Origin of the sequence: Paraburkholderia sp. WS6 (assembly GCF_030464835.1) — a bacterium.
In the GTDB taxonomy this organism is placed as follows: domain Bacteria; phylum Pseudomonadota; class Gammaproteobacteria; order Burkholderiales; family Burkholderiaceae; genus Paraburkholderia; species Paraburkholderia madseniana.
This window is the reverse complement of the sequence record NZ_JALQCK010000058.1, coordinates 38,236-49,954: the sequence shown is the minus strand read 5'-3', so window position 1 is coordinate 49,954 and position 11,719 is coordinate 38,236. Positions and strand designations below refer to the sequence as shown.

Genomic DNA, 11,719 nt, shown 5'->3' with positions numbered 1-11,719 from the left:
ATAAAGTGTCAATGATGTCCCCGCACGTCTGTCAACCATGTCCCCGGTCTATACAGTACTGGAAATGGAACATGCGCAATACGGTCAGCCAGCGATACAACCTGAGGAGCCGGGCCAATGGGAAGCACCAGCGCAGTTGCGGCGGCGGCAGTCGCCTTCGTGGGTAGTCACTTTGTCTTGTCCCATCCGCTGCGCGGGCGTCTGGTCAGCGCAATTGGCGAAACGGGGTTCCTGGGCGTCTATTCGCTGGTTGCCTTCGTGACGCTCGGCTGGTTGATCGCCGCCTACCTGAAGGCGCCTTTGACGGCACCACTATGGCCGGTAGGCGACGGGCTCTGGGCGCTTGCAACCGTGGTCATGCTGATCGCGTCGATCCTCCTGATGGGCTCGTTGATCCGTAACCCGGCGCTGCCCACCGGCGGCCGGCCCGCTTCATGCCCGGAAGCGGCGCTCGGCGTGTACGCGGTGACGCGCCATCCGATGTTGTGGTCGTTCGTACTGTGGGGGCTGTGTCACGTCGCGGTGTTCCCGGTGGCCAAAAACATCATCGTCGCAGCGGCTATCGGCGTTCTCGCGCTCGTCGGCGCCGCCTTGCAGGACCGGAAGAAAGAGCAGTTGCAGCCCGATCTCTGGCCTGAATGGGAGTCGAAGACGAGCTACCTGCCGTTCGCGGCGATCGCCGCTGGCCGTGCGCGGCTGGGCGGGTTCGGCTTGCACGCGTTGTTGGGCGGTCTCGTTGTGTGGCTCGTCGCGACCTGGGCTCATATGCCACTCACCGGTTGGGCCGCGGGCGTCTGGCGCTGGCTGTAATCGCAGCGTGGCCTGTCGCGCCATAAAGCGGTAGCGGGATTTGATGAGCCCGGTAAGGCACCCGGGACACGTTTCATTTCCCGCTGACATTCACATTCCCCGCTGGTACTTTCCTTTCTACGCTCCCCTCCGCCGCAGAGAACCCATCTGCTTGCCAGGCTCCCAGCACATGGCGATGCAATCCGCAATCGCGCTGTTGCGAGGGTTATTTTCGAAAAGACAACATCGGCGACAAGCCGTCATACTCTGTCTCTTAATTGCGACGGACGTTCCGACAACGCAATCGGAAAACCTGGCCAGGCACCAGACCGATGCATCGCCGTCCGCCCCGTCTTTTTCGACGCCAATTTCCGCGTTGTTCCACGCGCGGATCACGTGGAGCGTATTTTGTAATGAGTTACACCCCTGACGTTCCGTTCGCTCACGACGAGGCTGATTCCGGCGCCTTCGTGGGCGGCGCGCCAGCGTTTCGCCAACTGGTCCGCATGATCGATCGGGTTGCCCCCACCGATCATCCCTTGCTCATTTTTGGGCCGACCGGTTCAGGCAAGGAACTGGTCGCTCGCCGTGTGCACGCACACAGCCTGCGCCAGGATCAACCCTTCGTCGACGTCAACTGCGGCGCGATTCCAGAGAACCTCGTCGAAGCCGAATTGTTCGGGCACGTTAAAGGCGCCTTCACCGGCGCGGGCGAAAACCGCCAGGGACTTTTGCAGCAGGTCGGCAAGGGCACGCTGCTGCTCGATGAAATCGGCGAACTGCCGCTCGCGCTGCAACCCAAACTGCTGCGCGTACTCGAAACGCGAACTTTCCGTCCGATTGGGTCGTCCACCAGTCTGCACTTCGCAGGACGCGTGGTTGCCTCGACCCACCGCGACCTGCGCGAACTCGCACGCGAAGGGCTCTTCCGCGAAGACCTCTTCTACCGGCTCGCGGTCTTCGTGCTTGCCGTGCCCGGACTCGAACAGCGCGTCGAGGACATTCCCGCGCTTGTCACCCACTTCGCGTCGCAGCACACGCGTCGTCTGGAGTTTTCGCCGGCCGCCGTCCGCCGGCTTGCCCAGCACGCATGGCCGGGCCACATCCGGCAATTGCGCAACCTGATCAGCCAGTTGAGCGTGCTCGCCGAAAACACGAACATCGATGTCGACTCGCTCGAACCGTTTCTCGCCAACGAAACCGGCGGACCGGTGTCGCGCGCCAGCCTCGCCGACATGCTGTTGCAACTCGAAGGGCGCGACAAACTCGCCGCCGCCGAAGACCTTTTGATCGACCGCGCGCTCGAACGGACCGGGCACAACAAGAGTGCGGCGGCCACCCTGCTGGGTGTGGGCCGCAAGACAATCGAGCGGCGTCTGAAGTCGCGCGAGGAACATCATCGGGAAGCGCGCAAGTGTCTCGAACATGCGAGCGCGCTGATCGAGGAATCGAAGTTCGCCGAAGCCATTCCGCCGTTGCGCCGCTGCCTCGACCTGCTACAGACGCCGCACGAACAGGAGGCCGCGCGCCGTCTTCAGTTCGATGCCTACCGCTTGCTCGGCATGAGCCTGCGTAGCGTGCACGGCTGGCTGTACGCGGAGGCCACCGCCTGCTACGCCGCCGCGCTGGCCATCGGCGAAGGCGTCTGCACGCCCGCCGAAATCGCCGCGATCCAGTTCGGCGTCTGGACCACGCAGTTGACGACGCTCCAACTCAAACAGGCGCGTGCAACCGCGCAAAACATGCTGGAGCGCGCGCAGAACGGCGGTGACCGGGTCTCACTCGACGAAGCTCACGTCGCGATGACCAACACCCTCTTCTGGCTCGGCGACAGCGAGGAAGCCCTCGCCTGTCTCGCGCGCGGCAACCTGCTCGGCGTGACGCGCGACGACACCCGTACGGGCTCGCAAGGGATCGATCTCGCCAGTCTCGCGTTGACTTTCGAAGGACTCGCGGCCTACCAGATCGGCGCATTCGTGCAGGCGCGGCGCGCCATGGAGATGTTGATCCTGCGTTCATCGGAGCCCGGCGCGCACGCGTTCGCTCATGCTGTCAACCTGCAGGGCGCCGCCTGGCTCGCCTGCCTGTTCGAAGACATGGACCGGCTGGGGCACCTCGCGAGCGAACTCGAGTCGGTCTCGATCGCGAACGGCTTCGCGTTCTACCGGGGCGTCGGGCAGGTCCTTCGCGCATGCCACCTCAGTGCGCTCGGCCATTCCGACGAAGCGGAAACTGTCATGCTCGACGGCTACGATAACCACGTCGTTTGCAACGGCGGTGCGCTGTTCTATTCCTTCATGGCATGGCAGCACGGCGAGCTGCTGCTGCGCGCCGGCCGTGCGAAAACGTGCGAGGCGATGCTCGCCGCCGCGATCGATGAAACCCTCGCCCGTCAGGAACGGGTCTACCTGGGCGAACTCCTGGTCACCCGGGCGCGCGCGCAGTGGGCACTCGGCGAGTTGAACGCGGCGGAACTGGGTCTGCGTACCGCGTTGTCCACTGCGCTCGCGTTCGGCTCGGTGCCGGCGCGCGTGGACGCCGCGCGTTACCTCGCCGATCTGCTGCGCGCCACCGGCCGCATCGCCGAAGCAATCGACATCCTCGAGCGCGGTTTGCGCTCGCTGACGACTGATTCGACCACGCGTGTCACCAGCGCCATGAGTTTGCTCGCCGAACTTCAGCGCGAAGTTTCCATCGACGTCTACACGAAAGGAATAACAAATGGCATATGAGTTACGCCGGGAAGACCTGGAACCGCTGCTACTGGGCGCCGCGTTCTTTGGCAGCAGTAAATGGTCCTTCAACGTGCCCGGAATAGCCAAATGGACGAAATCGTCCAATTTCAGGAAAACGTATGGACGGGATTGTCCAATGTCGCGGCTGAAATGTTCCACTGTTCCCGCCACCATGCGGCTTTGCAGCATGGCACGGTCATTGCGTATATAGATTTGATATCTGCCACCGCCTGATAAAAACAACCCACCGAGGCGGTAGCAGTGCCCAGAACGTGCAATAAACCTGCCCGACAAGCTGGGGAACCCGGGGGACCAAAAAAAGATCGCGCGCTGCAATGTGTTCGACGCACCGACGTCCGGCGACGTCCCGTTTGTTTCTGGATCGCCGGCATCGCTGATCGAGGGATCGCCGTAAGTCATCACGATCCTGCGGTTAGTGATCCGAACCATGCTCGACGCGCGATCGACGCCAACGATACCAACTCGCTGGCGGGGGATTGAGAGAGGGCTGTGCTGTTGTTGTAGCTGCAACTGTTGTGTGTCGGCACGTGGCAACCGAATACTTCCATAGAGAAGATCGTTGCAATGCGTAACGCCGACATGGTGGAATCCGCCTGGCTATGCATCAGGCAGACCACTGCGAGGTTCGGCCGTCGTTGCCTCCCTTTGCGTGGACAAGCAGCGGCGGCCCGCCCTTTTTACTTGCCTGCGTCAATCGCGGCACATCGACCGATCCTGCGTGAAGCACGCTGCGGCACTCACGCACGCGGCCACCCCCACAGGTTTTTCCGGACAGCCAGGTAAGCGGTCTTTTTTGCATTGCTTCGCATTACCGCGCAGATCCACCGTGCGGACGAGAATCTGCTTTAGAAGCCCTGAGCGGTGTCAGACAGTTAGCGGCGTCGCGAACGGACCAGACTGGCCATCTACGGGGAAATCGAACAATGCACCATCACCTTTTCGAAAGCGAACTCGTTCATCTTGAACGCGTAGTCGCATGCGCGCCGCAAAAACCTTTTCCGCCGACCTACTGGCGCGATCGCGTCGAACATCTGAAAAATTCTCCGCAGGCGCCGATGTATCGCCACCGTATTGCCCGCCTCTCCCGCCTTGTCGGCGAATTGCACGGATAGGTCAACCCAGCGTCCTGATCGAATTGCTAATGCCACGCGCGCAATCGATCACCGCGGGGGCGAGGCGCTGCTCGGCATCGGCTAGCGTCCAGCGACTGGTCGGCGCGACCACGTGCACCGATGCCACGGGTCTTCTTTCGCCATCCAGCACGGGCGCTGCAATCGTCATGTCGCCGATGAACAGTTCCTCACGGTTCGACGTATAACCCCTGCGGCGCGCCTCCGCGAGCAGCGCTTCGATCTCGCCGATGTCCGTCACCGTGTACTGCGTATGCGCGACACGGTCGTTCGCCTCGAGCAGCGCGCGCACTTCGTCGTCCGGCAGCGCGCTCAGATAGGCGCGGCCCGAGGCGGTGCAGTACATCGGAATACGGCTGCCTATCGGCATGTGAATCGGCACGAATTTCATGCAGACAAAACGCGCGACATACAGCATCTCGGCACCGTCCGGTTCGGTCAGGCTGGTCGTCTCTCCGGTCACGTTCGTGAGTTCGGAGAGGAACGGGTTGGCCACGTCGATGAGCGTGTCCGCCGCGAGGTAGTTGAAGCCAATCTGCACGACTCGCGGGGTGAGTTGATAGCGCTTCGTGCGCGGATGTTTGCGCACGTAGCCGAGCTTCTCCAGCGTGTAGATCATCCGTTGCGCCGAACTCTTCGTGATCGAAGTCGCCTCGGCCACTTCCGGCAGGCTCATGGTCCGGCGTTGCGCGCTGAATGCGCGCAGCACCGCGATGCCCTTTTCCAGCGATTGATTGAAGAGCGCGTCCGGCGCTTCGCTCTCGCTTGCCTGCTTCACCCCTTTGCCGCTCATGGAAATACCCAATGGTGATCGTGATGCATTGACGTTAGCATATCGCATATCGATACGCAAATAATGTTATTCGATATTTTTGACTCGAATATGATGAAGTCACACCAGTCACCGATTCCTCAATCGTAGTCCGTCACCGTCGTGGAGAATCTCATGATCCAGTTAGTCAAGCGCATCGCCGGCGCAGCCGTCGCGCTGTTGGTCCTCGCAGCAACGCCGGCCATGGCGGCCGCCGAGCCGGAGTACACGGTCGGCGCGACGGCCACCGGCGTGCCGTTCACCTTCCTCGACGTGAAGAGCAATTCGATCCAGGGTCTGCTGGTCGATGCGATCACCGCAACCGGCAAGGCCGCCGGTTTCGACGTGAAGGTGGAACAGACCACCTTCTCCGCGCTGATCCCGTCGCTCACCACGAAGAAGATCGACGTGATCTCCGCCGCCATGCTGAAGACGCCGGCCCGCGAGCAGGTCGTCGACTTCTCCGACACGGTCTATTCGTATGGCGAAGGTCTGATCGTGCGCGCCGACGACAAGGGCAAGTACACGTCGATGGACGATCTCAAGGGCGAAGTGGTCGGCGCGCAAGTGGGCACCGCGTTCGTCGACGCGTTGAACAAGAAAGGCATCTTCAAGGAAGTGCGCACGTACGACTCGGTCGCCGACATCATGCGCGACGTCGCGCTCGGCCGTATCAAGGCTGGCTTCGGCGATCATCCGATCATCGCGTACCAGTTGCAGAAGAACCCGAACCCGCAGTTGCGCCTCGTCGACGGTTATCAGCCGAGCGTGAAGGGCCAACTGTGCTTCGTGGTGCGCAAGGGCGATAACGCAACGCTGGAGAAGCTGAACGCCGGTATCCGCAAGATCAAGGCAGACGGCACGCTCACGCAGATCATCAAGAAGTGGCAGGTGGAATGACGCGGCTCGTTGCTTGAGGAGATCACGTCATGTTCATCCAGAATGCGCTCGACTTCCTGCCGATCCTGCTGAAAGGCGCGGTCGTCACCGTCGAGATCACCTTCTGCGCGTTCGTTCTCAGTACGCTCCTCGGCCTCGTGCTGGCGCTGATGCGCGTGTCGTCGAACAAGGTGCTCTCGAACGCGGCGGCCACGTTCATCAACGTGATTCGCGGCCTGCCGATCATCGTGCAGCTGTTCTACATCTACTTCGTGCTGCCCGATCTCGGCGTGCAGTTGAGCGCGTTCCAGGCGGGTTTCATCGGGCTGGGTGTTGCCTACTCGGCGTATCAGGCGGAGAACTTTCGCGCCGGCATCCAGGCAATCGACCACGGCCAGATCGAAGCCGCGCAATCCATCGGCATGCGTGGCGCGCTGATCATGCGTCGCGTGATCCTGCCGCAAGCGTTTCGAATCGCGCTGCCGCCGTATGGCAACACGCTCGTGATGATGCTGAAGGACTCGTCGCTGGCCTCGACCATCACCGTCGCGGAAATGACGCGCGCCGGCCAGTTGATAGCGTCGTCGACGTTCCAGAACATGACGGTATTCACGCTCGTCGCGCTGCTCTATCTCGCGCTCAGCCTGCCGCTCGTCTACGGCTTGCGGCGCCTCGAGCGCCGTCTCGGTCAGAAGGGAAAGCGATGATCGAAGTTCAATCCATTCACAAGCGCTTCCACGATCAGGAAGTGCTCAAGGGTGTCAGCCTCAACGTCGAAGCCGGCCAGGTCGTCTGTCTGATTGGACCCTCGGGCTCGGGCAAGTCGACGCTCCTGCGTTGCATCAACGGCCTCGAAACCTACGACGCAGGCACGATCGCCGTCGAAGGCGTGCGCGTCGACGCCAGGTCGAAGCACATCCATGAGTTGCGCACGCAGGTCGGCATGGTGTTTCAGCGCTTCAATCTGTTTCCGCATCGCACGGCGCTGGAGAACGTCTGCGAAGGGCCGCTCTATGTGAAAAAGGAAGCCGGTGATGCGGCGCGCGAGAAAGCGCGGCATCTGCTCGACAAGGTTGGCCTCGCGCACCGGATGGACGCGTATCCAGCGGAACTCTCGGGCGGCCAGCAACAGCGCGTCGCCATTGCGCGTGCTCTGGCGATGGAGCCGAAAGCGATTCTGTTCGACGAACCGACTTCCGCGCTCGATCCGGAACTCGTCGGCGAAGTGCTCGGCGTGATGCGGCAACTCGCGAACGACGGCATGACGATGATTGTTGTCACGCACGAGATGGGCTTCGCGCGCGAGGTGGCCGATCGCGTGTGCTTTCTGTACGACGGCACCATTTGCGAGGAAGGCGCGGCAGCCGATCTGCTCGAGCGGCCCTCTCATCCGCGCACGCGCGATTTTCTGCGCCGCATGATCACGCCCACGTCGAATGGAATCGCTCAATGAAGTCAGTAGAAGCCGGCCAGCCGTTGCCGCCGTCGCTCTGGGCTGCCACCGCTGAGGCCGCGGTGCGCACGCCGCCTCTCGATGCATCGAAGCGTGTCCAGGTGGCTATTGTGGGCGCGGGTTACACGGGTTTATCCACGGCGCTGCATTTGAGCGAACTCGGCATGGACGTCTGCGTAATCGATGCGAACGAACCGGGCTGGGGCGCATCGGGACGCAATGGCGGACAGGTGATCCCGGGGCTCAAGTACGACCCCGACGAGCTCATGCGCCGTTTCGGCCCGGACGACGGCGACGCGCTCGTCAGGATGGTGGGTGGCGCAGCCGACACGGTGTTCGATCTGATCGAGCGCCACGATATTGCATGCAATGCGACACGCGCCGGCTGGATTCAGCCCACGCATTCGACCAGGCTACTCGATACGCTGCATGCGCGTGCGCGCCAGTGGGAATCGCGTGGCGCGCGCGTCGAGTTGCTCGATCGCGCGCAGATTGCGCAGCGGCTCGGCACGGAGGCGTTTGTCGGGGGATGGGTGGATCGGCGCGCGGGCAGCGTGCAACCGCTCAGCTACGCGCGGGGACTTGCACGCGCGGCACTCGCGCGTGGCGTGGCGATTCACGGCACGACGGCCGCGAGCCGCCTCGAACAACGCGCCGATGGATGGCGCATCCACACGGCTCACGGACCGACCATCGACGTGAGTCAGGTCCTGCTTGCAACCAACGGATACAGCGATTCGCTGTGGCCGGGGATCGCGCAGTCGGTGATCGCGGCGAACAGCTTCATCGTGGCGACGAAGCCGCTGGCCGCGAGGATCAGCGCAAGCATACTGCCCGGGCGCGAAGTGGCGTCGGATTCGAGGCGCTTGCTGCTCTACTTCCGGCGCGACAGCGAAGGCCGCCTGCTGATCGGCGGCCGCGGACCTTTTCGCGAGCCACGCGGCGCGGCGGACTGGGCGCACCTGGAACGTGCCGCCAGATTGTTGTACCCGCAACTGGCGGAGGTCGAGTACGAGTATCGCTGGGCCGGACGCATCGCCATCACGCGGGATTTCCTGCCGCATGTTCACCTGCCCGCACCGGGATTGACGATCGCGCTAGGCTACAACGGCCGCGGGATCGCGATGGCAACGACGCTCGGCAAGCACCTCGCCGCGCATCTGGCAGGCGCGACGCGTGGACTGCCGTTGCCGCCGACATCAATCCGGCGAATCCCGCTGCATGCGCTTCAGCGCTTTTATATCAGCGCTGGGGTTGCGTGGTACGGATTGCTCGATGCCATGAGTTAGATCGAACGTTGCGGATGTGGCCGGTCATGCTCCGGCCGATTCACGCCCCCAGATGCTCGCGCAAGAACTCGATGAAACGTTGTGTCTTCGCCGGTAACAACCGCGTCTCGGTGATGGCGTAGACGGGAACGGACGGCGCCTGCCACTCTTGCATCACCCGACGCAGCAGCCCGGCGGCGACGTCATCGGCCGCGATTTCTTCCGGCAGCACGGCAATGCCGAGATCGAGCGTCGCCAGTCGCCGGATCATGCCGACGCTGTTAAGCAAAAACCGGCCGCCTACCGCAATCTCGACCGTTTCCTTTTCCCGATGAAGGGTCCACCCGGCAACTTCCGCCGGCTTGAGACGCAAGCACTCGTGTCGCAAGAGGTCGGCCGGCTCGCCTGGCTCGCCATAAAGTTCGACATAGCGCGGCGATGCATAGAGATATCGCGGCAAACGGGCGAGCTGTCGTGCGATCAGATTCGAGCTCGGCGGCTCCCCCATGCGAATCGCGACATCGACGGGCTCGGTGACCAGATCGACACGGCGCGGCGTCAGGTCAAACTCGAAACTGATGCCGGGATAGCGCCGGGCGAATTCCGCGAGCAAAGGCGCGAGAAAAATATTCGCGAAATCGACCGGCAACGAGGCATGTAACACGCCAACTGGCTGCGCCAGCATCTCACCGAGCTGCTCGTGCGCAAGTCGCGCCTCTTCCACGATGCGCCTCGCGCGTTCGAAATAGAGCTGACCTGCTTCGGTCGGCTCGATCTTGCGCGTGGTCCGATGCAGAAGGCGCAATCCGATCGCCTTCTCCAGTGCACTGATCCGGCGCGACAGCGTCGAGTTGGGTACCCCGATTGCCTCGGCCGCGCGGCGAAAGCTCTTCGCCTTGACCACCTCGACGAACAGCGCCATGTCGTTCAGAAACTCCACCTCACTGCTCCAAAAATGGCTCAATCATTTCCATTTTGCCATCTTTATCCCACCTACGGTTTGCCGGATGATGGCCCCATCTGATGAGTACGCCACCACTGAGGAGCACAAGATGCGTCAGCTTTTCACCCACGTCGCCCTGTTCGGCACGAGCGTCGACTACGCCGCGCCGAGTGCGTCCGGCAACGTCTGAGGACCGGGCCATGTCAACCGCCATCGCCCGCATGCAGCGCGCCAACCGGGGAAGCCATTTCCGCGCGTACCGCCTGCATTGTTCCGATCCCTCCCAGCTCGATCCCTTCATGGGTATCGACCATGCCTGGATGAGTGCGCCCACCTTCCCGCCGCATCCGCACGCCGGCTTCTCCGCGGTGACCTACCTGTTCCTCGACTCGGAGACAGGCATCGCCAACCGCGATTCGCTCGGTAACAGCACGCTGATCGAACCGGGCGGCCTGCATTGGACTGCTGCAGGACGGGGCGTGATCCATGAAGAAAATCCCGCGGTGCTAGGAAGTACCACTCACCTGCTGCAAATCTTCGTCAACCTCCCGCAGGCAAAGCAGGATGCGGCGCCGTTCGCGCTGAGTCTTGCCCCCGAAGACGTGCCGGTGGTGCAGCGCCCAGGTGTTCGCGTCCGCGTTCCTGTGGGCAGTTTTGACGGCGTGCGCTCCCCGCTGACGCCGCCAACCGAGGTCACCTTGCTGGACATCACGCTGGAAGCCGGCGTTGAACTGGCGCTGCCGGTGGCTGCGGGCGAGCGCGCCTTCTTCATGCCGATCAACGGCCGCGCGGAACTCGATGGCGAAGGCTTCGGCCTCGACGACCTCGGTGCCGCGATCCTCCCGGCCGCGTCCGACACAACGACGCACAAGCTCGCGGCCATTGCCGGCGGCGCCAAGGTCGCCGTGTTCATCGGCGAACCGCTGCACCAGCCTGTGCTCTCAAACGGGCCTATGGCTTTTGCGAGCGAGGAGAGCCTGATCGCGGCAACCGCCGCTTACCACCGTGGCGAGATGGGAAGGCTGTAACAACCCTCCACGAACCCGGGGCATGCGCCCCATCACTACTTAGGAGCTACATCATGAAGGTTGAACGATTCACTGCCGACAACACCGCCTTGCTGCTGATCGACCATCAGGTCGGCACGATGCAACTGATCAAGAACATCGACCGCGAACTCGCTGCGAAACAGTCGATTGCGCTGGCCAAGATGGCGAAGATCCTCAATCTTCCGGTCGTGATTACGTCCAGTCAGGAAGACCGCGCCCAAGGCCCGACTCTTCCGGAAATCGCCGCGATTCTGCCCGAAGCGCACGCGGCGCGAATCAAGCGCCCCGGCGTCGTTAACGCATGGGCCTATCCTGACTTCCGCGATGCGGTTCTCGCCACGGGGCGCAAGAACCTGATCATGGCGGGCGTCACCACCGATGTTTGCCTGATCTTCCCGGCAATCGACGCTGCGCTCGAAGGCTTTGGCGTGCAGGCAGTGATGGATGCTTCGGGATCGCCTAGCGATCTTTCCGAAGAGTTTTCGCGTCAACGGATGCACGATGCGGGCGTGGTGCTCACCGCCACCAACACGCTCATGGCGGAAATCGCGCAGGACTGGTCTACCCCTGCCGGACAACAGTTGATCACGTTGCTGTTCACCGATGTGTTCCCGGCTCTTGGCGCCGGCATCGCTTAAATC

General features: G+C 62.7%; 12 protein-coding genes. 10 read left to right on the top strand and 2 right to left on the bottom strand.

Going from position 1 to position 11,719, the window contains the following annotated elements:
- Window positions 1-117 precede the first annotated feature (117 nt).
- The 3 genes from M0D64_RS40615 to M0D64_RS40605 all read left to right on the top strand — a co-directional run bounded on the left by M0D64_RS40615 (window position 118) and on the right by M0D64_RS40605 (window position 3,758).
- Window positions 118-810 (top strand): NnrU family protein, encoded by a 693-nt coding sequence (locus M0D64_RS40615; protein WP_266261813.1) that lies wholly within the window; start codon window positions 118-120, stop codon window positions 808-810.
- A gap of 392 nt (window positions 811-1,202) precedes the next feature.
- Window positions 1,203-3,521: a sigma-54-dependent Fis family transcriptional regulator gene (locus M0D64_RS40610; protein ID WP_266261812.1), complete on the top strand. Its 2,319-nt coding sequence runs from the start codon at window positions 1,203-1,205 to the stop codon at window positions 3,519-3,521.
- 90 nt (window positions 3,522-3,611) lie between these two features.
- Window positions 3,612-3,758, top strand: coding sequence for a hypothetical protein (locus M0D64_RS40605; RefSeq protein WP_266261811.1), 147 nt, complete (start codon window positions 3,612-3,614; stop codon window positions 3,756-3,758).
- A gap of 900 nt (window positions 3,759-4,658) precedes the next feature.
- Here the strand turns inward: M0D64_RS40605 and M0D64_RS40600 are convergent.
- Window positions 4,659-5,468, bottom strand: coding sequence for an IclR family transcriptional regulator (locus tag M0D64_RS40600; RefSeq protein WP_266261810.1), 810 nt, complete (start codon window positions 5,466-5,468; stop codon window positions 4,659-4,661).
- A 153-nt stretch (window positions 5,469-5,621) separates the two neighbouring features.
- On the opposite strand from M0D64_RS40600, the gene M0D64_RS40595 reads away from it, so the two are divergent.
- From M0D64_RS40595 to M0D64_RS40580, 4 genes are read left to right on the top strand one after another with little or no spacing between them, the layout of a single operon-like run.
- Window positions 5,622-6,386: an ABC transporter substrate-binding protein gene (locus M0D64_RS40595; RefSeq protein WP_054041519.1), complete on the top strand. Its 765-nt coding sequence runs from the start codon at window positions 5,622-5,624 to the stop codon at window positions 6,384-6,386.
- Window positions 6,387-6,415: 29 nt separating this feature from the next.
- On the top strand, window positions 6,416-7,072 hold the full coding sequence (locus M0D64_RS40590) for an amino acid ABC transporter permease (protein WP_266240321.1): 657 nt from the start codon (window positions 6,416-6,418) through the stop codon (window positions 7,070-7,072).
- The gene (locus M0D64_RS40585; RefSeq protein WP_266240322.1) at window positions 7,069-7,818 is read left to right on the top strand and encodes an amino acid ABC transporter ATP-binding protein; all 750 of its coding nucleotides are present in this window, start codon (window positions 7,069-7,071) and stop codon (window positions 7,816-7,818) included. The genes M0D64_RS40590 and M0D64_RS40585 overlap by 4 nt, the downstream gene beginning before the upstream one ends.
- Window positions 7,815-9,107 carry an FAD-binding oxidoreductase gene (locus M0D64_RS40580; protein WP_266261809.1) on the top strand — a complete coding sequence of 431 codons (1,293 nt, stop codon included), beginning with the start codon at window positions 7,815-7,817 and terminating at the stop codon, window positions 9,105-9,107. Before M0D64_RS40585 ends, M0D64_RS40580 begins: the two co-directional genes overlap by 4 nt.
- Window positions 9,108-9,147: 40 nt before the next feature.
- Here the strand turns inward: M0D64_RS40580 and M0D64_RS40575 are convergent, their stop codons facing one another.
- Window positions 9,148-10,026, bottom strand: a complete 879-nt coding sequence (locus tag M0D64_RS40575; RefSeq protein WP_266261808.1) for a LysR family transcriptional regulator — start codon at window positions 10,024-10,026, stop codon at window positions 9,148-9,150.
- Between the two features lie 67 nt (window positions 10,027-10,093).
- Between M0D64_RS40575 and M0D64_RS40570 the strand changes: the two genes are divergently transcribed.
- Genes M0D64_RS40570 through M0D64_RS40560 form a run of 3 tightly spaced genes read left to right on the top strand, consistent with a single transcriptional unit; the run spans window position 10,094 to window position 11,716 of the window.
- Window positions 10,094-10,219: a hypothetical protein gene (locus M0D64_RS40570; RefSeq protein WP_266261807.1), complete on the top strand. Its 126-nt coding sequence runs from the start codon at window positions 10,094-10,096 to the stop codon at window positions 10,217-10,219.
- Between the two features lie 10 nt (window positions 10,220-10,229).
- Window positions 10,230-11,057, top strand: coding sequence for a pirin family protein (locus M0D64_RS40565; protein ID WP_266261806.1), 828 nt, complete (start codon window positions 10,230-10,232; stop codon window positions 11,055-11,057).
- Between the two features lie 53 nt (window positions 11,058-11,110).
- Window positions 11,111-11,716 carry an isochorismatase family protein gene (locus M0D64_RS40560; protein ID WP_266261805.1) on the top strand — a complete coding sequence of 202 codons (606 nt, stop codon included), beginning with the start codon at window positions 11,111-11,113 and terminating at the stop codon, window positions 11,714-11,716.
- The last annotated feature ends 3 nt before the right edge of the window (window positions 11,717-11,719 follow it).

What these genes read in the sequence shown, in the direction of transcription:
- M0D64_RS40615 (WP_266261813.1), top strand. Translation starts at nt 118, where the DNA reads ATGGGAAGCACCAGCGCAGTTGCGGCGGCGGCAGTCGCCTTCGTGGGT.
- M0D64_RS40610 (WP_266261812.1), top strand. Translation starts at nt 1,203, where the DNA reads ATGAGTTACACCCCTGACGTTCCGTTCGCTCACGACGAGGCTGATTCC.
- M0D64_RS40605 (WP_266261811.1), top strand. Translation starts at nt 3,612, where the DNA reads ATGGACGAAATCGTCCAATTTCAGGAAAACGTATGGACGGGATTGTCC.
- M0D64_RS40600 (WP_266261810.1), bottom strand. Translation starts at nt 5,468, where the DNA reads ATGAGCGGCAAAGGGGTGAAGCAGGCAAGCGAGAGCGAAGCGCCGGAC.
- M0D64_RS40595 (WP_054041519.1), top strand. Translation starts at nt 5,622, where the DNA reads ATGATCCAGTTAGTCAAGCGCATCGCCGGCGCAGCCGTCGCGCTGTTG.
- M0D64_RS40590 (WP_266240321.1), top strand. Translation starts at nt 6,416, where the DNA reads ATGTTCATCCAGAATGCGCTCGACTTCCTGCCGATCCTGCTGAAAGGC.
- M0D64_RS40585 (WP_266240322.1), top strand. Translation starts at nt 7,069, where the DNA reads ATGATCGAAGTTCAATCCATTCACAAGCGCTTCCACGATCAGGAAGTG.
- M0D64_RS40580 (WP_266261809.1), top strand. Translation starts at nt 7,815, where the DNA reads ATGAAGTCAGTAGAAGCCGGCCAGCCGTTGCCGCCGTCGCTCTGGGCT.
- M0D64_RS40570 (WP_266261807.1), top strand. Translation starts at nt 10,094, where the DNA reads ATGATGGCCCCATCTGATGAGTACGCCACCACTGAGGAGCACAAGATG.
- M0D64_RS40565 (WP_266261806.1), top strand. Translation starts at nt 10,230, where the DNA reads ATGTCAACCGCCATCGCCCGCATGCAGCGCGCCAACCGGGGAAGCCAT.
- M0D64_RS40560 (WP_266261805.1), top strand. Translation starts at nt 11,111, where the DNA reads ATGAAGGTTGAACGATTCACTGCCGACAACACCGCCTTGCTGCTGATC.